Source organism: Microbacterium sp. CIAB417 (assembly GCF_022788845.1).
The window spans coordinates 1320913-1342010 of record NZ_JAHZUT010000001.1 but is presented as its reverse complement, the minus strand read 5'-3'; the positions used below and the strand labels follow the sequence as shown (position 1 = coordinate 1342010).

Sequence of the window (21098 nt, the reverse complement as noted above, 5' to 3'; positions counted from 1 at the left end):
TGGCCACCCAACGTTGGGTGGCCATTTCGCGTTAACGGGAAGTGGGAGAGAGCAGAGATCATGCCGGAAGAGGAAGAGCGTCGTTCGCGACGCCAGAACGACGACCGTTCCACTGGTTCGAGAGACGATCGTCGAGACCGTCCGCGCACGGACCGATCCGGCTCGCGCCCCACCTACCGAGACAGCTCTTCGCGTGATCGAGGGCAGCGTCGCGAGGGCGATCAGCGTCGTGACGAGGATCGCCGCGGTTCCGGCTACCAGGGCAGGGATGCCGGGCAGCGTCGCGAGGGCGGCTACCAGAAGCGCGACGGAGACCGTCGGGATGGCGCCTCCCCGCGCCGCGATGGAGGCCCGCGTCGTGACGGCGCTCGGCGTGACGGGGATCGCCGCGGCGGTGGCTACCAGAGCAGGGATGCGGCTCCGCGTCGTGAGGGCGGTTACCAGAAGCGCGACGGAGATGGTCAGGGCGGCGGATATCAGCGCCGGGACGGCGATCGTCGCGAAGGATTCCGGCCCCGCGAGGGTGGTCACCCCCGCCGAGATGGCGGCTTCGACCGCCGTGACGGAGGTGACCAGCGTGCCGACGGACGCCGTCGCGAAGGCGGGTACCAGCGGCGCGACGGTGAACGCCGTGACGGCGGATTCCGGAACAGCGACGGCGGATACCAGCGCCGCGATGGTGACCGGCAGGGCGCTGGGTATCAGCGTCGTGACGGCGACTCCCGCGATGGTGGGTACCAGCGTCGTGACGGTGACCGCCGAGGCGGTGGGTATGAGCGCCGTGAGGGCGGTTCCCGAGACAGCGGGTACCAGCGCCGGGACAGCGGGTACCAGCGCCGCGACGGAGCCCCACGCGAAGGCGGATATCAGCGTCGCGACGGCGACCGCCGTACGAGCGGGTACCAGAACCGCGACGGCGGTGCGCCGCGCCGCGACGCGCGTGACGACCGCCGCAGCTCCTTCCCTCAGCGCGGTGGCGCAGATCGTCCGCGGGGCGACCGGCTGTACGACGACCGGCCGCGCCCCGAGCGCGGCCCGGACATCCCCGAGGAGATCACCGCTCGCTCCCTTCCCGCGGCGGCCCGCAACGAACTCAAGACCCTGAGCAAGGAGAACGCCGAGCAGGTCGCGCGCCATCTGGCGATGGCAGCGCAGCTCATCGATGAGGATCCCGCACTGGCCCACGAGCACGCTCTCGCGGCATCCCGTCGCGCCGGCCGTATAGCCATCGTGCGGGAGACCCTGGGCATCACGGCGTATGCCATCGGGGACTTCGCTCTGGCGCTGCGCGAACTGCGCACGTATCGGCGCATCTCCGGCAAGGAGGACCAGATCGCTCTGATGGTCGACAGCGAGCGCGGCGTCGGTCGTCCCGACCGTGCCCTCGAGACCGGCCGCGCCGTCGACCGGGACGCTCTTCCCGTCGAGGTCCGCGTCGCGCTGGCCATCGCCATGTCCGGTGCTCGTCTGGACCAGGGAGAGCTGGAGCTCGCGCTGGGCGAACTGGAGATCCCCGAGCTGGATCCGGACCGCGCCTTCAGCTGGAGCCCCGCGCTCTTCGCGGCCCGCGCGGCCGTCCTCGAGGACCTCGGCCGCGACGAGGAGGCGGAGTTCTGGACCCACCGCGCCGAGGTGGCTCTCGAAGCGCTCGGTCTCGACGAGTCCGGCGACGAGGAGATCATCGTCGAGGACGGACTCATCGAGGACGACACCGACGACTCCGCGTCGAGCGAGGCATCCGCTGCCGAGAACGCACCGGACGAGACGGAGCTGGCCGCGGACGAGCCCGGCGATCAGCAAGCCGACTCCGCCCCGGAGTCCGCGCCCTCCGAACCGCGCGCGGACGCCGCCGACGAGTCCGTCGAAGAGCACCCGAACTCCGCCCCCGAGCCCTCCGAGCACGACGCCATCGCACAGGAGGTCGCCGAGCTTCTGGGTGAGGACGAGGCGGACGAGGAGGGCCGCGCCTGATGGGCCTGTTCGCCAAGAAGCGTCCGACCCCGCTCGACGGCATCGACGTCGTGCTGGCGGATCTCGACGGTGTGGTCTACGCCGGACCTGGCGCGCTGCCGCACGCCGTCGACAGTCTCAACGCGGTCGCGGGCGAGCGTCGTCTCGGCTACATCACGAACAACGCCTCCCGCACCGACGCCTCCGTCGCCGAGCACCTGACCGAACTCGGTCTCTCGGTCGCGCCCGATGAGGTCGTCACGAGCCCGCAGGCGGCCATGCGCCTGCTCGCTAGCGTCGTCCCCGCGCCGGCCACCCTCCTCATCGTGGGCGGCGAAGGGCTCGTGGTCGAAGCGGAGAAGGCCGGGTACACCGTGACGCGCAGCGCCGAGGATGCTCCCGACGCCGTCGTTCAGGGCTTCGCGCCCGACGTCGCCTGGACCGACCTCGCCGAAGCCGCCTTCGCCCTGAAGGTGCCGGAGGAAGAGGGCGGGATCCCCTGGATCGCGACCAACAACGACTGGACCATTCCCCGAGAGCGCGGTGTGGCCCCGGGAAACGGGACCCTCGTGTCCGCGGTCCACACGGCGATCGGTCGTCTCGCGACGGTCGCAGGCAAGCCCGAGGTCCCGATCTTCGAAGAGGCGATCGCGCGATTCGGCGGTCGGCGCGCACTGTTCATCGGGGACCGGCTGGACACCGACATCCTCGGCGCGAACCGCGCGGGCATCGACTCCGCACTCGTGCTCACCGGAATCGACCGTCCCAAGCACGTCCTGGCCGCGCCCGAGGGCTCGCGCCCCACGTTCGTGCTCTCCGACCTCCGTGAGCTCCACGAGCCGTACCCGCAGGCCGTCCGCAAGGACGGAGCGGTCACGGTCGGCGCATCGACCGTCCGCGTGAACGGGGGCGACGTCGAGATCCTCGCCGAGGGTTCGCGTCAGATTGATCTGCTGCGCGCCGGAGCCCTGGCGATCTGGGAGTCCGGCACGCCGATCTTCGTGCTGCGGGTGCCCGAGCGCCTCTACGAGGATCCGTTCCATCGGCCGTAGGCTGGTGGGGTGAGCGACGACAGCACCACCGGCCCCACGGACGGGCTCTGGAGCCGCCTGCGCCTGATCGAGGGTCAGCCCCTCGCGGCGAGGGCCGACGCGTATTCCAGCCTGCACGATGAACTGTCGCGCAGGCTCGAGGCCGGCGCGCGCCTGGATCAGCGAGAGAAGCCGTCGGAGCGGTGACCCGACTCGACGCCGCCCTCGCGGAGCGCGGACTGGCCCGTTCCCGGACGCATGCCGCGACGCTCATCTCCGACGGCCTCGTCCAGGTCGCCGGCCGCACGGTCGTCAAGGCCTCGACGCCGGTCGCGGATGACACCGAGATCACGGTGGCGGGGTCCGATCACTACGTCAGCCGAGCCGCGCACAAGCTGATCGCCGCACTGGATGGATTCGACGTCGACGTCTCGGGGCGCCTCGCTCTCGACATGGGAGCCTCCACCGGGGGATTCACGCAGGTGCTGCGCGAGCGCGGCGCCGAGCGCGTCCTCGCCGTCGATGTCGGGCACGATCAGCTCTCGCCGACGGTCGCCGCCGACCCCGGAGTGACGGTCGTCGAAGGGTTCAACGTGCGGCACATGACCGCCGAGAACCTCGCCCAGGCGACGGGGGAGCGGCGCCGCCCTGACGTGATCGTCGGCGACCTGTCCTTCATCTCGCTGGAGCTCGTCTTCGGGGCGATCGCGCTGGTCGCGGCATCCGACGCCGACATCATCCTGCTCGTCAAACCCCAGTTCGAGGTCGGCCGCACCGCCGTGCGGGGCGGTCTCGTGACCAATCCCGTCATCCGTGCCGACGCGGTCGCCCGCACGGTGTGGAGCGCCTGGGATGCCGGATTCGGGATGCAGGGGATCCTGCCCTCCCCGATCCTCGGAACCCACGGCAACGCCGAGTACCTTGTCCACATGGCGCCCGGCCGCGGGACCTCTCCGGCAGAATGGACGCAGCGGATCGACGAACTGGCAGGAGGACGATGAACGAGCGCAGCATCCTGGTCGTCGCCCACGCCGGCCGGGACGATACGGTCGCCGCCGCCCGTCGAGTCGTCGAGGCGCTCCGAAGCGCCGGAGCCCGTCCCGTGCTGGCCGGTGACGACCGGGCGGAGCTCTCGGCGGTCGATCCGGGATTCGCCGACGTCGATGTGCTCGGCGACACGATCCCGGTCGACGATCTGGAACTCGCGATCGTGCTCGGCGGGGACGGGACGATCCTGCGCGCCGCCGAACTCGTCCGCGACAGCGGGGCACCCGTGCTCGGCATCAACATGGGCCACGTCGGCTTCCTCGCCGAGATCGAGCGCGACGACATGGACGACGCCGTGCGACGGGTCATCGAGCGCGACTACGCGGTCGAGGAGCGCCTCGCTCTTGCCGTACGGGTGAAGGACGTCGCCGGCGATGTCGTGTACGAGACCTGGGCGCTCAACGAGGCGACCGTCGAGAAGGCGAGCCGCGAGCGCATGATCGAGGTCGTCGTCGAGATCGACGGGCGTCCGCTCACGAGCTACGGATGCGACGGCATGGTGGTCTCCACCCCGACCGGCTCGACCGCGTACAACTTCTCGGCCGGAGGCCCGGTGATCTGGCCCGGCGTCGAGGCGATCGCCGTGGTGCCGCTGTCCGCGCACGCGCTGTTCGCCAAGCCGCTCGTCGTCAGCCCGCACGCCTCCGTCGCGATCGAGATGCTCGAGCGCACGAGCGGAACCGGCATCCTGTGGTGCGACGGCCGCCGCTCCCACGAGCTTCCTCCCGGAGCCCGCGTCGTGGTGCGCCGCTCCTCGCGCCCCGTGCGCCTGGCTCGGCTCCACCCTGCGCCGTTCACGGACCGCCTGGTCCGCAAGTTCCGCCTGCCGGTGGCCGGGTGGCGCGGCAACGGGACGGAGGCGACGGCATGATCGAGGAGATCCGGATGCAGCACCTCGGCGTGATCGCCGACGCCGTGCTGCCCCTGGGCAAGGGCTTCACCGCGATCACCGGCGAGACCGGCGCGGGCAAGACCATGGTCGTGACCGGCCTCGGGCTGCTGCTCGGTCAGCGCGCCGACTCCGGCGCGGTGCGCGCTGGAGCGCCGCAGGCCTCGGTTGCCGGCGTCTGGGTCGTTCCCGAGGAGGGCGCCGTCGCCGACATCGTGGAGGATGCCGGAGGGGAGCTGGAGCCCGCGGGCTCGGGCCAGGCCGAGCTCTACGTCTCGCGAACGCTCAGCGCGGAGGGCCGCAGTCGCGCCAGCGTCGGCGGGCGGGCCGCGCCCGCCGGAGTGCTGTCGGCCCTCGCCGAGGAGCTCGTCGTCGTCCACGGCCAGTCCGAGCAGCTGCGGCTGAAGTCCGCCGTCGCGCAGCGGGACGCGCTCGATCGCTTCGGCGGCGAGCCGGTGGCGGACGCCCTGCGCGCGTACACCGGCGCGTGGGAGCGGTGGCGCACCCTCGATGCCGAACTGCGCGAGCTCACCGAGAACCGCGACCGGCGCGCCGAGGAGGCCGCGCGGCTGCGTGAGGCTCTCGCCCTGATCGAGGCGACCGCGCCCGAGCCCGGTGAGGACGAGGCCCTCGCCGAGCGCGCCGAGCGCCTCGCCAACGCCGAGGAGCTGCGGCAGGCCGCCGCGCTCGCGCACGGTGCGCTGTCCGCCGAGGACGGGGACACCGACGCCGCGGCTCTCGTCGCCGATGCACGGCGTCAGCTCGAACGGGCGTCCGATCCGGCGCTCTCCGGCATCGCGGAGTCGCTCGCGGACCTCGGCTACCGCATCACCGACATCGCCGGTCAGCTCGCCGGTTACCTCGCCGACCTCGACGAGGCGGGTCCGCACGAACTGGCCGCGGTCGAGGAGCGCCGGGCCGCTCTCGGAACGCTGGTGCGCGCACACGGCTCGCTCGACGAGGCACTCGCCCTGTGGGAGACCGGCTCCGCGCGACTCGCCGAGCTGGACGACGACACGGACCGCGTCTCGCGGCTCGACGCCGAACGCGAGCAGGCCCGTGCCGAGCTGGACGCCGCGGCCGAGACTCTCACCGCGGTACGCACCGAGGCCGCGGCGCGGCTGGGCGCAGCGGTCACCGAGGAGTTGCACGCGCTCGCGATGCCCGACGCACGGCTCGAGGTCGCGGTGACGGCCGGCACGGAGAGCGCGCACGGGCGCGACGACGTCGCCATCCTGCTCGCTCCGCACCCCGGAGCAGAGCCCCGGTCCGTCGCCCGGGGCGCCTCGGGAGGCGAACTGTCGCGGGTCATGCTGGCGATCGAGGTCGTCATCGCGGGCACCGACCCGGTTCCGACCTTCGTCTTCGACGAAGTGGACGCCGGGATCGGAGGCGCCGCCGCGATCGAGGTGGGCAGGCGACTTGCTCGACTCGCCGAACGGTCCCAGGTGATCGCCGTCACGCACCTCGCCCAGGTCGCCGCCTTCGCCGGGAATCACCTGTCCGTCGTCAAGGCCAGCGACGGCGCCGTCACGGCATCCAGCGTCCGACGCCTGGAGGGCGCCGAACGCGAAGCCGAGATGGCGCGCCTGCTGTCGGGCCTCGCCGATTCGGACGCCGCGCTCACGCATGCCAGAGAACTGCTCGACCTCGGGGTCTCCCGCGAACTGTTAGGATAGAAGCCCGTGATGAACTCTTCTTCTGCGGGGCCCAAGAACGACACCACCAAGCACATCTTCGTGACCGGCGGTGTCGTTTCGTCTCTGGGCAAGGGGCTCACTGCCGCGAGCCTCGGCAATCTCCTCACCGCCCGCGGACTGCGCGTCGTCATGCAGAAGCTCGACCCGTATCTCAACGTGGACCCGGGCACGATGAACCCGTTCCAGCACGGCGAGGTGTTCGTCACCGACGACGGCGCCGAGACGGACCTGGACATCGGCCACTACGAGCGCTTCCTCGACATCAACCTGTCGCAGGCCGCCAACGTCACGACCGGGCAGATCTATTCGCAGGTCATCGCACGCGAGCGGCGCGGCGAGTACCTCGGCGACACGGTGCAGGTCATCCCGCACATCACCGACGAGATCAAGCGGCGCATGCGGCTGCAGGCGGATGAGACGCCCAAGCCCGACGTCATCATCACCGAGGTCGGCGGCACCGTCGGCGACATCGAGTCCCAGCCGTTCCTCGAGTCCGCCCGTCAGCTGCGCCACGAGCTCGGCCGCGACAGCGTCTTCTTCGTCCACGTGTCGCTGGTGCCGTTCATGGGCGCGTCGGGGGAGCAGAAGACCAAGCCCACCCAGCATTCCGTCGCGGCCCTGCGCCAGGTCGGCATCCAGCCGGATGCGCTCGTGCTCCGCAGCGATCGTCCCGTCAGCGAGTCGAACCGCAACAAGATCGCCCTGATGTGCGACGTGGACGCCGAGGGCGTCATCAACACGGTCGACCTGCCGAGCATCTACGACATCCCGTCCACGCTGAACGAGCAGGGCCTGGACTCCTACATCGTGCGCCGGCTCGGGCTCGATCAGAAGGCCGCCGACGTCGACTGGACGCGCTGGAACAAGGTCCTGCACGCCGTGCACAACCCCAAGCACGAGGTCACGATCGGACTCGTCGGCAAGTACATCGACCTGCCGGACGCCTACCTCTCCGTGACCGAGGCGCTCAAGGCCGGCGGTTTCGCGCAGGAGACGAAGGTCAACATCCGCTGGATCCCGTCCGACCTGTGCGAGACGCCGGAGGGCGCCAAGGAGCAGCTCGGACAGTTGGACGGCATCTGCGTGCCTGGCGGCTTCGGCATCCGGGGCATCGAGGGAAAGCTCGGTGCGCTGACCTTCGCCCGCGAGCAGGGCATCCCGACGCTCGGACTCTGCCTCGGCCTGCAGTGCATGGTCATCGAGTACTCGCGCAACGTCGCGGGGATCGACGGCGCCTCGTCGAGCGAGTTCGACCCGGAGACGCCGGCTCCGGTCATCGCTACGATGGCCGAGCAGGTCGACATCATCGACCACGGCGACCTGGGCGGCACGATGCGTCTGGGACTGTACCCCGCTCGCCTCGCCGAGGGCTCGATCGCGGCTGAGGTCTACGGCTCGACGGAGGTCGAGGAGCGTCACCGCCACCGCTACGAGGTCAACAACGCCTACCGCGACCGCATCGCCGAGGCCGGCCTGGTGTTCTCCGGCATCAACCCCGAGCTCGACCTCGTCGAGTTCGTCGAGCTGCCGCGCGACGTGCACCCGTACTACATCGCCACGCAGGCGCACCCCGAGCTGCGTTCGCGTCCGACCGATCCGCACCCGCTGTTCCGCGGTCTAGTGGGGGCGGCGATCGACCGTCATCGGGCGAGCGAGCTGTTCGACGTGGAAGCCGATGCCTGATCTCACGTCCGCTCAGGACGTCGGCCCCCGCTCCGGGGAGGGGGCCGACGCGGCCGCCCTGCGCGATGAGCGGTTCGATCCGGAGATCCTCGCATCGGAGCTCGCGTTCCGCGGTGCGGTGTGGGACATCCGCGACGACCGACTCCGGTACGGCGACGGCGAGCTGCGACGTCAGTACGTCGATCACCCCGGGGCTGCGGCGATCGTCGCGATGGACGCCTCGGACCGGGTGCTGCTGATCCAGCAGTACCGGCATCCGATCCGGCATCGCGACTGGGAGCTGCCCGCGGGACTCCTGGACGTCGAGGGGGAGGACCCGCTCGACGCCGCGCGCCGTGAGCTCGCCGAGGAGGCCGACCTGGTCGCCGGGGCGTGGGAGCCCCTGCTTTCGACGTTCACGACGCCGGGCGGCAGCAACGAGATCGTGCACTTCTTCCTCGCAACGGAGCTCTCGGATGCTCCGGACGTGCATGCCCGTGAGGACGAGGAGGCCGACATCTCCCTGGTCTGGGTTCCGCTGCAGGATGCCGTGGACGCCGTGCTCGCCGGACGACTGCGCAACGCGCTGCTCGCCAACGGGCTGCTGGCCGTGGCGGCGAGGCGCGCCAGGGGCTGACCGTGCAGGTCGAGCGCGCGGTCGACGCCTATCTCCGGCACATCACGATCGAGCGGGGCCTCTCCACGCACACGGTCGGCGCCTATCGCCGTGATCTCGAGGTCTATCGCGCCTGGCTCGCGGACGTCGGGGTCGACGACACGGCGGCGATCAGCGGCTCGATCGTCAGCCGGTTCATCGCCGACCGATCCGCGCTCGTCCCGCCGCCGGCGGCCACGAGCCTGGCCAGGCTCCAGTCGTCTGTGCGCGGCCTGCACCGGTTCCTCGTGCGGGAGGGGATCGCACCGGAGGACCCGACGGGTCGGCTCCGCCCGCCGAAGACGCCGCAGCGACTGCCCAAGGCGCTGACGATCGACCAGGTCGAGGCGCTGCTGGCCGCCCCCTCGCCGGATGAGCCGATGGGGATCCGGGATCGCGCCCTGCTCGAACTGCTCTACGCCACGGGTGCGCGCGTGTCCGAGGCGATCGGGCTGGACGTGGACGATCTGTCGCACGGCGAGGTGCTGCGGTTGCGGGGCAAGGGTGCGAAGGAGCGCATCGTGCCGATCGGCTCGTACGCGCGCTCTGCGGTCGACGCCTACCTCACGCGGGTGCGGCCCGATCTCGCGGCGAAGGGACGCGCGACCGCCCGGCTCTTCCTCGGGGCCCGCGGCGCGCCCCTGTCCCGGCAGAGCGCCTGGCTGATCATCCGGCAGGCCGCCGACACCGCACAGATCACGGCGGACGTGTCTCCGCACACGCTGCGCCACTCCTTCGCCACGCACCTGCTGCAGGGCGGAGCCGACGTGCGCGTCGTGCAGGAGCTTCTGGGGCACGCGTCGGTCGCGACGACCCAGATCTACACCCACGTCTCGGTCGACGCGCTGCGCGACATCTACGCGACGTCGCATCCGCGCGCCCGGTAGCGCGATTCCCCGGGATCGCCGGGTGCGGGCCGCGCGTTCGCGCCCCTGGTGACTAGAATCGAGCGAGCACGAGGGAGCAGGAGAACCGGTGGCTGACAAAGCGGCGAAGTCCAAGGGCAGGGCGTCGAAGGGCGACGAGACCCCGATCGGACCCACCGGTCGTCCCTATCACGGCTTCCCGACGCCAGCGCCGCTCGAATCCCACGGGCCGGCGCGGATCATCGCGCTGTGCAACCAGAAGGGCGGGGTCGGCAAGACCACGACGTCGATCAATCTCGCCGCCGCTCTCGCCGAGTACGGCCGCAAGGTGCTCGCGGTCGATTTCGACCCGCAGGGTGCGCTCTCCGCGGGCCTCGGCATCCAGACGCACGACGTGCCGACGATCTACGATCTGCTGCTGGACACCAAGCGCGACGCGCACGAGGCGATCGTGCACAGCTCCGTCGACGGCCTCGACGTGATCCCGGCGAACATCGACCTCTCCGCGGCCGAGGTGCACCTCGTCAACGAGGTGGCGCGCGAGACCATCCTGTCGCGCGTGCTCCGTCAGGTCGCGGGGGAGTACGACGTCATCCTCATCGACTGCCAGCCGTCGCTGGGGCTGCTGACCGTGAACGCGCTCACCGCCAGCCACGGCGTCCTCATCCCGCTGGAGTGCGAGTTCTTCGCTCTGCGCGGCGTCGCGCTGCTCATCGAGACGATCGACAAGGTGCGCGATCGCCTGAACCCCGCCATCCAGCTCGACGGCCTGCTCGCCACGATGTACGACCCGCGGACGCTGCACTCCCGTGAGGTGCTCGAGCGCGTCGTAGAGGCGTTCGGAGACGACGTCCTGGAGACCGTGATCGGCCGCACCGTGAAGTTCCCGGACGCTTCGGTCTCCGGCGTCCCCATCACCGAGTTCGCACCGGAGCACGCCGCCGCACAGGCGTACCTGCGGCTGGCGCGGGAGCTGGTCGCCCGTGGCGCCGTCGCCTGACGAGACCGATCCGTCGGTCGTCGAGCAAACCGATCCCTCACCCGCGCTCGATGAAGGAGGGCGGGACGACTCCGGTTTCCGCGTGTCGCTCGGGAACTTCGACGGACCGTTCGACCTGCTGCTGAACCTGATCTCCAAGCACGAGCTCGACATCACCGAGGTGTCGCTGAGCAAGGTCACGGACGAGTTCATCGCGTATCTGAAGGAGCTCGGACCCGAGGAGGAGCTGGATCAGGCATCCGAGTTCCTCGTCGTGGCAGCGACGTTGCTGGACATGAAGGTGGCCGGCCTCCTGCCGCAGGGCGAGCTGGTGGATGCCGAGTCCGTCGCGCTCCTCGAGGCGCGCGACCTGCTGTTCGCGCGTCTCCTGCAGTACCGCGCGTTCAAGGAGGTCTCCGCCTGGTTCGCGCGGAGCCTGCAGCGGGAGGATCGTCGTCACGTGCGCAGCGTGAGGCTGGACGAGAAGCACCGCCGTCAGACACCCGAGCTGGTCTGGACGCTCAGCGCCGACGACTTCGCGGCGCTGGCCCTCCTCGCGTTCGCGCCGAAGGAGATCCCGCACGTCGGGCTGGACCACCTGCACGCGCCGCTCGTGAGCATCCGGGAGCAGGCTGCGATCGTGGTGACGCTGTTGCGCGGCACGGAGTCGCTGACGTTCCGCGAGCTCGTCTCCGGTGTGACCGAGCCGGGCATCGTGGTGGCGCGGTTCATCTCGGTGCTCGAGCTGTACCGGCACGCCGCGCTGTCCTTCGAACAACTGGAACCGCTCGGCGAGCTGACGCTGCGCTGGGCCGCCGACACCTGGTCGGATGAGATGCTCGCGACCCTGGGGGCCGACTATGACCGATGACATGACCGAGACCATCGACGAGCGGGCGATCGACGCTCCGCTGACCGAGAAGCTCGAGGCGATCCTGCTGATCCTCGAGGAACCGCTGGGCCTCGTCGCGCTGGCGGCCGCGGTCGGCGCCCCGGTACCGGCGGTGCGCCAGGCGATCGAGACGCTCGTGGACGACTACGACGGACGCGGCAGCGGCCCGCGGCGCGGCTTCGAGCTGCGCGAGGTGGGCGGAGGCTGGCGGCTGTACGTCCGGGACGACCACGACGACCTCGTCGCCGAGTTCGTCGGCGGTCAGGCGCCCGCGCGGCTGTCGCAGGCGGCGCTGGAGACGCTCGCCGTGATCGCGTACAAGCAGCCGGTCACGCGCGGCCAGGTGGCCTCGATCCGCGCCGTGAACGTCGACTCGGTGGTGCGCACCCTCCTGGCGCGCGGGCTGATCACCGAGCTGTTCGCCGACTCGGAGACGGGCGCGATCAACTACGGCACCACGGATGCCCTGCTGCAGAACCTCGGCATCAACTCCCTCGACGAGCTGCCTCCCATCTCTCCGCTGCTCGACGACGGTTCGAACGGCTTCGACGAATCGAGCATCCGATGACCCCCGAGACAGACTCTTCGCCCGAGGGCGTCCGGCTGCAGAAGGTCCTCGCGAACGCGGGCGTCGCCTCGCGGCGCGTCATCGAGCAGTACATCGTCGAGGGGCGCATCCGCGTCAACGGGCAGATCGTGACCGAGCTCGGCACGCGGATCGACCCCGACAAGGACCTCGTCGACGTCGACGGCACCGCCGTGCAGCTGGACGTGTCCAAGCGGTACGTCATGCTGAACAAGCCGACCGGCGTCGTCAGCACGATGCGCGACGAGAACGGCCGCCCGGATCTGCGGCGCTTCACGAAGGACTACTCCGAGCGCCTGTACAACGTCGGCCGCCTGGATGCCGAGACCAGCGGCCTGCTGGTGCTCACGAACGACGGCGAGCTGGCGCACGTGCTCGCGCACCCGTCGTTCGGCGTGACGAAGGTGTACATCGCCAAGGTCGACGGCACGGTCACGGCCCAGACCATCGCGAGGCTGACGGCGGGGATCGAGCTCGAGGACGGGCCGATCGCGGCCGACAAGGCCCGGCTGCTGGACACGTCCCGCGGCTCGAGCCTGGTGGAGCTCACGCTGCACTCCGGGCGCAACCGCATCGTGCGCCGCATGATGGCGGCGGTCGGCCACCCCGTTCTCGAACTCGTCCGCCGGCAGTTCGGCCCGCTGCACCTGGGAACCCTCCCGGCGGGGAAGTCGCGGGAACTGACTAAAATCGAACTCGGCGCGCTGCTGACTCTGTCGCGCCAGGATTCCCCTGCGGATACGACGCCGGGAGACGTGCAGGAGAAGCAGTGAGCGAACAGTCCCGTGGTGCCGCGGTGCCCCCGCGGCTGTCGGGGACCGTCCGGATCGTCGGGTCCGGCCTGCTCGGCGCCAGCATCGGACACGCGCTGCGCGTGAAGGGCGTGGACGTGGTCCTCGCCGACGCGTCACCCGCGCAGCTCCGGCTCGCGATCGACTATGGCGCGGGGCGCGCCGAGAAGGACGACGATCGCCCTGTTCTCACCGTCGTCGCCGTTCCGCCGGACGTCACCGCGGATGTCATCCAGGCGGAACTGGATCGCTACCCGGATGCGGTGGTCACGGATGTCGCCAGTGTCAAGCTGGAGCCGCTGAACGCCCTGCGCCGGCGCGGCGTCGATCTCACCCGCTACATCGGCTCCCATCCGCTCGCGGGACGCGAGCGCGGCGGAGCGATCTCGGCGCGCGCCGATCTGTTCGTCGGGCGCCCGTGGGTGGTGTGCCGCGACGAGGAGACGCGGCCGGCCGACCTGGCGCTCGTCGAGGCGCTCGCGCTGGATGTCGGAGCGATGCCGCTCGAGATGACGCCCGAGGAGCACGACCGCTCGGTCGCCCTGACCTCGCATGTCCCGCAGGTCGTGGCGAGCCTGCTCGCGGGCCGGTTCGCCTCGGCGGACGAGGGATCCCTGCGCCTGGCAGGTCAAGGCGTGCGGGACACCACGCGCATCGCCGCCTCCGCCCCCGAACTGTGGGTCCAGATCCTGGGCGCCAACGCTCAGCCCGTGGTCGACATCCTCGACGCGCTGGCGGACGACCTCCGCGACGTGGCCGCAGCGCTGCGCGATCCGGCCGCGCCCGGTGCGCGCCGTACGGTCGCCGACGCCATCCGGCAGGGCAACGAGGGGGTCGAGCGGCTTCCCGGCAAGCACGGGCAGAACCGCCGCTACGAGCAGCTGGTCGTCATGGTCGACGACACCCCCGGTCAGCTCGGGCGGCTCTTCGGCGAGCTCGGTGAGCTCGGCGTGAACGTGGAGGATCTGCGCCTGGAGCACTCGCCGGGCGCGCAGTTCGGCCTCGCCGAGATCAGCGTGGCCCCGGCCGCGCTGCACGGCGCGATCACCGGTCTGCAGGAACGCGGGTGGCGGATTGCAGGGACCACGAATGACTGACGCGCACAAGTTCATCGCGATCGACGGGCCGGCCGGCTCCGGCAAGTCCAGCGTCTCCAAGGCCGTCGCGCGCAGCCGGGGATACGGCTACCTCGACACGGGAGCCGCGTACCGCGCGCTCGCCTGGCACGTGCTCGACCGCGGGGCCGACACGGCGGACGCGGAGGCGGTGCGCGCCGCGGCATCCGACTTCGATCTGCGCATCGGACTCGACCCCGACGACCGATCCGTGCGGGTCGGAGACGTCGACGTGACCGCGGCGATCCGCGAACCGCGCGTGTCGGGCGCCGTGAGCGGTGTCGCGCGCGTTCCCGAGGTGCGGACGGGCGTCAACGAACTGTTCCGGTCCCTCGTCGCGGAGGCCGCGTTCGACGCGGTCGTCGTGGAGGGCCGCGACATCACCACAGTCGTCGCGCCCGACGCGCCGGTGCGGATCCTGCTCACCGCGGCCCCCGAGGTGCGCGCCGCGCGACGCGCCGGCGAACTCGCCGGCGAGAACGCCGCCGCGGTCGCTGAGGCGCTGCACCGGCGCGACGCCGCCGACAGCACGGTCGTCGACTTCCTCAACGCCGCCGACGGCGTGGAGGTCGTGGACTCGACCGCGCTCGATTTCTCTCAGACCATCGACGCCGTGCTCGCGGTGATCGACCGAAAGCAAGGAGCGGAACATGCCCGCTGAAGACGAGTACGAGGGCGGCCCTGACCACCTCGAGGAGAAGCTGAACGACCTCGACGAGGCGCTCGCGGACCAGAGGGCCGAGGCGCTGCGCGCCGGTCTCGCCGAGTACGACCTGGACGAGGAGGATGCCGCGCTCCTGGCCGGTCTCTCCGGCGGCGAGGACGGCATCGAGTTCCTCCCGGCGCTGCCTGTCGTCGCGATCGTGGGGCGCCCGAACGTCGGCAAGTCCGCGCTCGTGAACCGCATCCTGGGCCGCCGTGAGGCCGTGGTCGAGGACACTCCCGGCGTGACGCGCGACCGCGTCACCTACAAGGCGGAGTGGAACGACCGGCGCTTCTCGCTGGTCGACACGGGCGGCTGGGAACCGGACGCCAAGGGCATCGACCGCTCGGTCGCCGCTCAGGCCGAGGTCGCGATCGACCTGTCCGACGTCGTCCTGTTCGTCGTCGACGCGATGGTCGGTGCCACCTCGACCGACGAGCACGTCGTGCGCCTGCTGCGCAAGAGCGGCAAGCCGGTGTTCCTCGTCGCCAACAAGATCGACGACACGCGTCAGGAGCCGGAGGCGGCGGCGCTGTGGAACCTCGGCCTCGGCGAGCCGTACCCGACGTCCGCGATCCACGGACGCGGCGTCGCCGACCTGCTGGATGCCGTGCTCGCGAAGCTTCCCGAGGTCTCGGCCGTCGCGAAGCAGGAGATCGGCGGACCGCGCCGCGTCGCGATCCTCGGTCGGCCGAACGTCGGCAAGTCCTCGCTGCTGAACAAGGCGGCGGGGGAGGAGCGCGTGGTCGTGAACGATCTCGCCGGCACGACCCGCGACCCCGTGGACGAGGTCGTGGAGCTCGGCGGCAAGCTGTGGCGCCTGGTGGACACGGCCGGCATCCGTCGCCGCGTGCACCTGCAGCAGGGCGCGGACTTCTACGCCTCCCTGCGCACGTCCGCGGCGCTGGAGAAGGCCGAGGTCGCCGTCGTCGTGCTCGATGTGTCCGAGAAGATCAGCGAGCAGGACATCCGCATCATCGACCTCGTGCTGGAGTCCGGCCGGGCGCTCGTGCTGGCGTTCAACAAGTGGGACCGCCTGAACGACGACGACATGGAGAACCAGGATCGTCGCCGCTACCTCGAGCGCGAGATCGAGCAGGACCTCGCGCATGTGGCGTGGGCCCCGCGCGTCAACATCTCCGCGAAGACCGGGCGGCACCTCGACAAGCTCGTGCCGGCGCTGGAGACGGCGCTGGAGAACTGGGACCGCCGCATCCCGACCGGGAAGTTCAACGCGTTCCTGTCCGAGCTCGTCGCCGAGCATCCGCACCCGCTGCGCGGCGGCAAGCAGCCGCGCATCCTGTTCGGCACGCAGGCGTCCACGCGCCCGCCGACGTTCGTGCTGTTCACGACCGGCTTCCTGGACCCCGGCTACCGCCGGTTCATCCAGCGGCGCCTGCGCGAGCTGTACGACTTCGAAGGCACGCCGATCGTCATCAACATGCGGGTGAGGGAGCGGCGACAGCGCTGAGCACCGCTCACCGCTCCTGCGGCGCCGGAGGTACCATGGAAGATGGATGCCGCAACGCCGTGGCATCCACCGAGCACGCCCACAAGGCCCGCCGAAGGAGGATGCGATGACGCACACCCTGCCCCTGCCCGATTTCACCCACGAGCGCGTGGAGGTGATCACGGGACGGCGCAGCGGTCTGTTCATCGCCGTCGCCCTGCATTCCTCCGCGCTCGGCTCCGCCCTCGGCGGGGCGCGGCTGTGGACCTATCCGCACTGGAGCGACGCGCTCGGCGACGCACTGCGGCTGTCGGCCGCCATGACGCTGAAGAACGCCGCCGCGGGGCTGGAGGCCGGGGGCGGGAAGTCCGTCATCGGCCTGCCGGAGGGGACGAGCCTGGACTCGGAGCGCCGCCGCGCGGCGTTCCTCGATCTCGGGGACGCCGTCGAGGCGCTCGGCGGCCTGTATCGCACGGCCGAGGACGTCGGCTCGACCACCGAGGACATGCTGACGGTCAGCGAGCGGACGGCGCACGTGGTCGGCCTGCCGGACGCGGTCGGAGGATCGGGTGAGCCGGCCGGGCCCACCAGCCTGGGCGTGTACGAGTCGCTGCGCGCCGTGCTGGAGCGCGTGACGGGATCTCCGGACGTCGCCGGCCGCCGGATCACGATCTCGGGCCTCGGTCAGGTCGGCGGACGCCTCGCCGTCCGGCTGTCCGCGGAGGGCGCTGTGCTCACCGCCACCGACGTCAACCCGTCGCGGCGTCAGCTCGCCGCCGATCTGGGGATGACGTGGGTGGAACCGGGAACGGAGCATCTGATCCCCTCCGACGTGTTCGTTCCCGCGGGGATCGGCGGTCTGCTGACCGACGAGGTCATCGACCAGCTCGACACCCGCGCGGTGTGCGGTCCGGCGAACAACCCTCTCGCGGCGCACGACGGCGCGGACCGGTTGGCCGGCCGTGGCATCCTGTACGCGCCGGACTTCGTCGTCAACGCCGGCGGGGTGATCTACCTGGATCTCGAGGCCAAGCGGCTGGGGACGAAGCAGGAGATCATGCAGCGCGTCTCTCAGATCGGCGGCACCCTGCGCGGCATCCTGGACGCCGCGCAGGAGCGTGCGATCACGCCGCTGCAGGCCGCGGAGGAGCTCGCCGAAGCGCGGCTGCGCGCGGCGCAGGCGTCGGAGAGCGTACTGTCCTGACCTCCGCCGACGCGGGGAAGGGTCAGTCGAGCTCGGACTGCAGACGCTCCCAGAGCTGACGGCTGCAGTCCGCGACGGCCGCTTCCCAGGTCTGGTTCGCGCCGTCCTGGGCGGTGTCCGACACCGCCTTCCAGATGCGGATGGGGACGCCGAACTCGCCGGCCACCCAGGTGTACACGTACGCCTCCATGTCGACGAGGTGACCGCCGAGCGCGTGGATGGCACGCACGGTGTCGGCGTCGTCGACGAAGCTGTCCCCGGTGGCGATGACGACATCGCCGTCGCCGAGACGCAGGTTCTGCGGCATCGAGACATGGTGACCGGCGACGCCCTTGTCGTCGATGACGTCGTACTGGAACACCCGGTCGATGACGTGGATGCCGGGGGCGATGTCGGGGTCGATCGCGCCGGCCGTGCCGACCACGAGGATCTCCTCGTAGGCGGTGGTGCACAGGGCGCGTGTGAGCGCGGACGCGGCCATGATCTTCCCCGGTCCGGTCACGAGCCGGTCGTACCCGGGCACCTGCTCCGGGAACGCGACGAGTTCGGATTCGAGGGCGGCGACGAGAAGCTTCACGGGACCATCTTCGCAGAGGCGTGACGTCCGAGGTCGCGTCGCGCACGGCGGCGCGGATGCTGTGACAGGGTGGAGGGGTGACCATCGTTCCCCCGACACCCGGTGAACCGCGTCGCCCCGAGGGCCCGCGGGACCCGGGCGACGCGTGGGTCGTCGCCGAGTCCGGTGAACGGTACTGGGGGCGGTTCGGCGCGGCCGGACTGCTCGCCGTCGACGCCGACCGCGGTGTGCTGCTGCAGCACCGGGTCTCCTGGAGCCACTTCGGCGGCACCTGGGGGCTGCCGGGTGGCGCGCTGCACGAGGGCGAGTCCGCGATCGTCGGTGCCGAGCGCGAGGCGACCGAAGAGGCCGGGGTGCCGGACGGCGCCGTGCGGGCGCGGTTCACGAGCGTGCTCGACCTGCGCATCTGGTCGTACACGACGGTGATCGCCGACGTGCTCGTGCCGTTCGATCCGGTCATCAGCGATCCCGAGAGCGTCGCGCTCGAATGGGTGCCGGTGGAGGACGTGGATGACCGGCCGCTGCACCCCGGGTTCGCCGACGCGTGGCCGCGACTGCGCGCGCTGCTGGATGCGCGTCCTGCCCTCGTGGTGGATGCCGCGAACGTCGTCGGCTCCGTGCCCGACGGCTGGTGGCGCGATCGCGCCGGTGCCGCCGGACGGCTGGCTTCGGCGCTGGCCGGGTTGGCCGTCCCGGCCGGGGAGCTCGGCCTGGGCGGAGACGAGTGGTTCCCCGAGATCTCGTTCGTCGTGGAGGGGCAGGCGAAGGCGATCGCCGCGGATGCCGGGGGAGAGCGCGTGCGGATCGTGCCGGCTCCAGGGGAGGGCGACGACGCGATTCTCGCGGAGGCCGAGCGCCTGGTGGGCGACGGCAGGGCGGTGATCGTGGTCACGAGCGATCGCGGGCTGCAGGAGCGTGTGAACGCGTCGGGCGCGGACGTGCGTTCGGCGGGGTGGCTGCGCGGCCTGATCTGACGCGTCGCGACGTGCGGCGGATCAGGCGTCCCGGCCTCGGAGCCGGTCGATCTCGCGTCGTTCGCGCTTGGTCGGACGACCGGCGCCGCGGTCGCGGACGGCGAGGGCGGCCGTCGGCTCGCGGGGCGGCGTGCGGTCCTCATAGGCGAGTGCGGCGAGGGGCGCACCGACGCGTTTGACGAGGGTCTGGCGCACGATGAGGATGCGGTCGAAGCCGCTGATGCGGACCCGCAGTTCGTCTCCGGGCTTGACGGTCTGCGCCGCCTTCGCCTTGTCTCCGTTCACGCGCACGTGCCCGGCGCGGCAGGCCGTGGTGGCGGCGGAACGCGTCTTGTACACCCGGACGGCCCACAGCCAGCTGTCCACGCGGACCGGTGAATCGCTCATCGCGGTGTCTTCCCTTCGCGGAGGGTCGCGAGCGCGCCGGCCACGATCAGGCCCTGACCCAGCGTGTAGGTCGCCATCACGGCGGGGCTCGTCCAGTCCGGCATGGCGTCGGGGAGGAAGAGGCGGAAGGCGAGGATGGTGTCGCTCACCAGGAAGAAGGCGCCGCCGAGGGTGACGAGCGGGCGGCAGCGGGTAGCGAGGGCCGCGGTGGCGCCCAGGACGAGTCCGTAGACGCCGACGGCGAGCAGCAGACCGTCGGTGTGCGGGCCGAGGATCACGATCATGGCCACCCACCAGACGGCGTAGACCAGTGCCCACCACGGCATCCCTCGGCGGCGACGGAGGACCCGGAGGAACAGCACGATGTAGGCGACGTGCGCGAGTCCGAAGAATCCGAGCATGAGCGGAAGCTCCGGTGCCGCCGGGAAGAGGAAGCCTGCGCCGTCACCGAGCCACGAGAACAGCAAGGCGGCGAGCAGTAGGACGATCGCGAGTCTCGGTTTCAGGCGCGCGGAGATCAGCACCGGGATCGCCAGCAGGGGCATGAGCCAGAGCTTCGTGGGACCGGCGAGATCGCTGCCGACGGCCAGGGCGCCGACGTGCAGGACCGACATCAGGGCGAAGGGGACGAAGGTCCACCAGATGGTGGGGCGACCGAAGACGCTTCGTTGCATCCCTCCATCGTAGGTTCGCGCGCGGTGTCGCGCCGCGCTCAAAGGGCGAGTGCGACGATCGGGCGCCCCGGCTTCGGGGCTGCCGATTCGGAGAATCCGGCCGAGAGGAATGTCGACAGCGCGCCGTGGAAGAGGTCGTTCGACCGGACGCGCCCCGGGGAGGTGTCGACGGGATAGCCTTCGACGACGCGGGCTCCGGATGAGCGGGCGAAGACCACCGCGGCATCGAGGAGGCGGGCGTTCAGGCCGAGGCCGCGATACTCCTTCCGCACGACGAAGCACGTGATGGCCCAGACGGACTCGTCGTCGAGCGGCTCCGGGGTGCTCGTGACGATCGCGCGGGTACGGGCGATGCGCCGCTGGACGGTGCGCGGACCGACGCGGACCCAGCCGGCCGGCTCGCCGTCGACGTACGCGATGAGGCCGGGAGGGGGACCGGCGTCGACCTCGTCGTGCAGGAGCTCGCGTCGTTCCTCTGCGGTGCTCCGGTTGAATTCGGCGTTCGTGAGCGTGAACCACGCGCACTGGCAGCTGCGTCCGTCGCCTCCGCCGGAGAAGGTGTGCTGCACGTCTTCCCAGCGCTGGGGCGTGGCCGGCTCGGTGGTGATCTCGGGCATGTGGGCACGGTACGCCACGGTTCCGACACGGGCAAGGGATGCTGGTTCGCGAACGCGTGATCGTGCGGCTAAGATAGGGGAGTTGCCTGCGCGAGAGCGGAGGCGGCGGGCTGTGGCGCAGCTTGGTAGCGCACTTGACTGGGGGTCAAGGGGTCGCAGGTTCAAATCCTGTCAGCCCGACCGAGAGGTCCCGGAAACTCAAGGGTTTCCGGGACTTTTTCTGTAGGTGGACGTGATCCGGCGGGGGCTTACCGTGCAGCATTGGTGCGTGACCGACGAGTCGCTCCCGCAATGGCGTTGTCTCCGGTCGCACTCGGTCTGGCCGCATGAATCGCTTGTTTCCCGCATA

At 71.0% G+C, this 21098-nt stretch carries 23 protein-coding genes and 1 tRNA gene; 19 read left to right on the top strand and 5 right to left on the bottom strand.

What is annotated here, in order from left to right; all coding sequences use genetic code 11:
* The coding region (locus tag KYX17_RS06635) for a hypothetical protein (RefSeq protein ID WP_243226131.1) at nucleotides 1-1137 on the bottom strand (1137 nt) is incomplete at its 3' end.
* Between the two features lie 6 nt (nucleotides 1138-1143).
* Here KYX17_RS06635 and KYX17_RS06630 point away from each other — a divergent pair.
* From KYX17_RS06630 to KYX17_RS06550, 17 genes are all read left to right on the top strand, one after another.
* On the top strand, nucleotides 1144-1971 hold the full coding sequence (locus KYX17_RS06630; protein ID WP_243226130.1) for a hypothetical protein: 828 nt from the start codon (nucleotides 1144-1146) through the stop codon (nucleotides 1969-1971).
* Nucleotides 1971-3002 carry an HAD-IIA family hydrolase gene (locus KYX17_RS06625; protein WP_243226129.1) on the top strand — a complete coding sequence of 344 codons (1032 nt, stop codon included), beginning with the start codon at nucleotides 1971-1973 and terminating at the stop codon, nucleotides 3000-3002. Before KYX17_RS06630 ends, KYX17_RS06625 begins: the two co-directional genes overlap by 1 nt.
* Before the next feature lie 9 nt (nucleotides 3003-3011).
* Complete coding sequence (locus KYX17_RS06620) at nucleotides 3012-3188, top strand: hypothetical protein (protein WP_243226127.1); 177 nt, start codon at nucleotides 3012-3014, stop codon at nucleotides 3186-3188.
* Complete coding sequence (locus KYX17_RS06615) at nucleotides 3185-3982, top strand: TlyA family RNA methyltransferase (RefSeq protein ID WP_243226126.1); 798 nt, start codon at nucleotides 3185-3187, stop codon at nucleotides 3980-3982. Before KYX17_RS06620 ends, KYX17_RS06615 begins: the two co-directional genes overlap by 4 nt.
* Nucleotides 3979-4899, top strand: a complete 921-nt coding sequence (locus KYX17_RS06610; RefSeq protein WP_243226125.1) for an NAD kinase — start codon at nucleotides 3979-3981, stop codon at nucleotides 4897-4899. Before KYX17_RS06615 ends, KYX17_RS06610 begins: the two co-directional genes overlap by 4 nt.
* Nucleotides 4896-6596 carry a DNA repair protein RecN gene (recN, locus tag KYX17_RS06605; protein WP_243226124.1) on the top strand — a complete coding sequence of 567 codons (1701 nt, stop codon included), beginning with the start codon at nucleotides 4896-4898 and terminating at the stop codon, nucleotides 6594-6596. Before KYX17_RS06610 ends, recN begins: the two co-directional genes overlap by 4 nt.
* A 9-nt stretch (nucleotides 6597-6605) precedes the next feature.
* Complete coding sequence (locus KYX17_RS06600; protein WP_243226123.1) at nucleotides 6606-8300, top strand: CTP synthase; 1695 nt, start codon at nucleotides 6606-6608, stop codon at nucleotides 8298-8300.
* Nucleotides 8293-8916: an NUDIX hydrolase gene (locus KYX17_RS06595; RefSeq protein WP_243226122.1), complete on the top strand. Its 624-nt coding sequence runs from the start codon at nucleotides 8293-8295 to the stop codon at nucleotides 8914-8916. The genes KYX17_RS06600 and KYX17_RS06595 overlap by 8 nt, the downstream gene beginning before the upstream one ends.
* A gap of 2 nt (nucleotides 8917-8918) precedes the next feature.
* Nucleotides 8919-9821 (top strand): site-specific tyrosine recombinase XerD, encoded by a 903-nt coding sequence (xerD, locus tag KYX17_RS06590; protein ID WP_243226121.1) that lies wholly within the window; start codon nucleotides 8919-8921, stop codon nucleotides 9819-9821.
* Between the two features lie 88 nt (nucleotides 9822-9909).
* On the top strand, nucleotides 9910-10800 hold the full coding sequence (locus tag KYX17_RS06585; RefSeq protein WP_243226120.1) for a ParA family protein: 891 nt from the start codon (nucleotides 9910-9912) through the stop codon (nucleotides 10798-10800).
* Entirely contained in the window at nucleotides 10784-11650 is an 867-nt protein-coding gene (locus KYX17_RS06580; RefSeq protein ID WP_243226119.1) for a ScpA family protein, read from the top strand. The genes KYX17_RS06585 and KYX17_RS06580 overlap by 17 nt, the downstream gene beginning before the upstream one ends.
* The gene (gene scpB, locus KYX17_RS06575; protein ID WP_243226118.1) at nucleotides 11640-12239 is read left to right on the top strand and encodes an SMC-Scp complex subunit ScpB; all 600 of its coding nucleotides are present in this window, start codon (nucleotides 11640-11642) and stop codon (nucleotides 12237-12239) included. Before KYX17_RS06580 ends, scpB begins: the two co-directional genes overlap by 11 nt.
* Nucleotides 12236-13030: a pseudouridine synthase gene (locus KYX17_RS06570; protein WP_243226117.1), complete on the top strand. Its 795-nt coding sequence runs from the start codon at nucleotides 12236-12238 to the stop codon at nucleotides 13028-13030. The genes scpB and KYX17_RS06570 overlap by 4 nt, the downstream gene beginning before the upstream one ends.
* Nucleotides 13027-14145, top strand: coding sequence for a prephenate dehydrogenase (locus tag KYX17_RS06565; protein ID WP_243226116.1), 1119 nt, complete (start codon nucleotides 13027-13029; stop codon nucleotides 14143-14145). Before KYX17_RS06570 ends, KYX17_RS06565 begins: the two co-directional genes overlap by 4 nt.
* Nucleotides 14138-14824, top strand: a complete 687-nt coding sequence (gene cmk / locus KYX17_RS06560) for a (d)CMP kinase (protein WP_243226114.1) — start codon at nucleotides 14138-14140, stop codon at nucleotides 14822-14824. Before KYX17_RS06565 ends, cmk begins: the two co-directional genes overlap by 8 nt.
* Nucleotides 14814-16337, top strand: coding sequence for a ribosome biogenesis GTPase Der (gene der / locus KYX17_RS06555; RefSeq protein WP_243226113.1), 1524 nt, complete (start codon nucleotides 14814-14816; stop codon nucleotides 16335-16337). Before cmk ends, der begins: the two co-directional genes overlap by 11 nt.
* A 106-nt stretch (nucleotides 16338-16443) precedes the next feature.
* Nucleotides 16444-17520 (top strand): Glu/Leu/Phe/Val dehydrogenase family protein, encoded by a 1077-nt coding sequence (locus KYX17_RS06550; RefSeq protein ID WP_243226112.1) that lies wholly within the window; start codon nucleotides 16444-16446, stop codon nucleotides 17518-17520.
* A 22-nt stretch (nucleotides 17521-17542) separates the two neighbouring features.
* On the opposite strand, the gene KYX17_RS06545 is transcribed toward KYX17_RS06550, so the two are convergent.
* Nucleotides 17543-18097 (bottom strand): nucleosidase, encoded by a 555-nt coding sequence (locus KYX17_RS06545; protein ID WP_243226111.1) that lies wholly within the window; start codon nucleotides 18095-18097, stop codon nucleotides 17543-17545.
* Nucleotides 18098-18174: 77 nt separating this feature from the next.
* On the opposite strand from KYX17_RS06545, the gene KYX17_RS06540 reads away from it, so the two are divergent.
* On the top strand, nucleotides 18175-19071 hold the full coding sequence (locus KYX17_RS06540) for an NUDIX domain-containing protein (protein ID WP_243226110.1): 897 nt from the start codon (nucleotides 18175-18177) through the stop codon (nucleotides 19069-19071).
* Nucleotides 19072-19092: 21 nt separating this feature from the next.
* On the opposite strand, the gene KYX17_RS06535 is transcribed toward KYX17_RS06540, so the two are convergent.
* Genes KYX17_RS06535 through KYX17_RS06525 form a run of 3 tightly spaced genes read right to left on the bottom strand, consistent with a single transcriptional unit; the run spans nucleotide 19093 to nucleotide 20749 of the window.
* Nucleotides 19093-19458, bottom strand: a complete 366-nt coding sequence (locus tag KYX17_RS06535) for an RNA-binding S4 domain-containing protein (protein WP_243226109.1) — start codon at nucleotides 19456-19458, stop codon at nucleotides 19093-19095.
* The gene (locus KYX17_RS06530) at nucleotides 19455-20132 is read right to left on the bottom strand and encodes a lysoplasmalogenase (RefSeq protein WP_243226108.1); all 678 of its coding nucleotides are present in this window, start codon (nucleotides 20130-20132) and stop codon (nucleotides 19455-19457) included. The genes KYX17_RS06535 and KYX17_RS06530 overlap by 4 nt, the downstream gene beginning before the upstream one ends.
* Nucleotides 20133-20170: 38 nt before the next feature.
* Nucleotides 20171-20749 (bottom strand): GNAT family N-acetyltransferase, encoded by a 579-nt coding sequence (locus KYX17_RS06525; RefSeq protein ID WP_243226107.1) that lies wholly within the window; start codon nucleotides 20747-20749, stop codon nucleotides 20171-20173.
* A gap of 106 nt (nucleotides 20750-20855) precedes the next feature.
* On the opposite strand from KYX17_RS06525, the gene KYX17_RS06520 reads away from it, so the two are divergent.
* Nucleotides 20856-20929 (top strand) — tRNA-Pro (locus KYX17_RS06520).
* Nucleotides 20930-21098 lie beyond the last annotated feature (169 nt).

Bases quoted from the DNA above. Each gene is read 5' to 3' on its own strand.
- KYX17_RS06630 (WP_243226130.1), top strand. From the start codon at position 1,144: ATGGCAGCGCAGCTCATCGATGAGGATCCCGCACTGGCCCACGAGCAC.
- KYX17_RS06625 (WP_243226129.1), top strand. From the start codon at position 1,971: ATGGGCCTGTTCGCCAAGAAGCGTCCGACCCCGCTCGACGGCATCGAC.
- KYX17_RS06610 (WP_243226125.1), top strand. From the start codon at position 3,979: ATGAACGAGCGCAGCATCCTGGTCGTCGCCCACGCCGGCCGGGACGAT.
- recN (WP_243226124.1), top strand. From the start codon at position 4,896: ATGATCGAGGAGATCCGGATGCAGCACCTCGGCGTGATCGCCGACGCC.
- KYX17_RS06600 (WP_243226123.1), top strand. From the start codon at position 6,606: ATGAACTCTTCTTCTGCGGGGCCCAAGAACGACACCACCAAGCACATC.
- KYX17_RS06595 (WP_243226122.1), top strand. From the start codon at position 8,293: ATGCCTGATCTCACGTCCGCTCAGGACGTCGGCCCCCGCTCCGGGGAG.
- scpB (WP_243226118.1), top strand. From the start codon at position 11,640: ATGACCGATGACATGACCGAGACCATCGACGAGCGGGCGATCGACGCT.
- KYX17_RS06570 (WP_243226117.1), top strand. From the start codon at position 12,236: ATGACCCCCGAGACAGACTCTTCGCCCGAGGGCGTCCGGCTGCAGAAG.
- cmk (WP_243226114.1), top strand. From the start codon at position 14,138: ATGACTGACGCGCACAAGTTCATCGCGATCGACGGGCCGGCCGGCTCC.
- der (WP_243226113.1), top strand. From the start codon at position 14,814: ATGCCCGCTGAAGACGAGTACGAGGGCGGCCCTGACCACCTCGAGGAG.
- KYX17_RS06550 (WP_243226112.1), top strand. From the start codon at position 16,444: ATGACGCACACCCTGCCCCTGCCCGATTTCACCCACGAGCGCGTGGAG.
- KYX17_RS06535 (WP_243226109.1), bottom strand. From the start codon at position 19,458: ATGAGCGATTCACCGGTCCGCGTGGACAGCTGGCTGTGGGCCGTCCGG.
- KYX17_RS06530 (WP_243226108.1), bottom strand. From the start codon at position 20,132: ATGCAACGAAGCGTCTTCGGTCGCCCCACCATCTGGTGGACCTTCGTC.
- KYX17_RS06525 (WP_243226107.1), bottom strand. From the start codon at position 20,749: ATGCCCGAGATCACCACCGAGCCGGCCACGCCCCAGCGCTGGGAAGAC.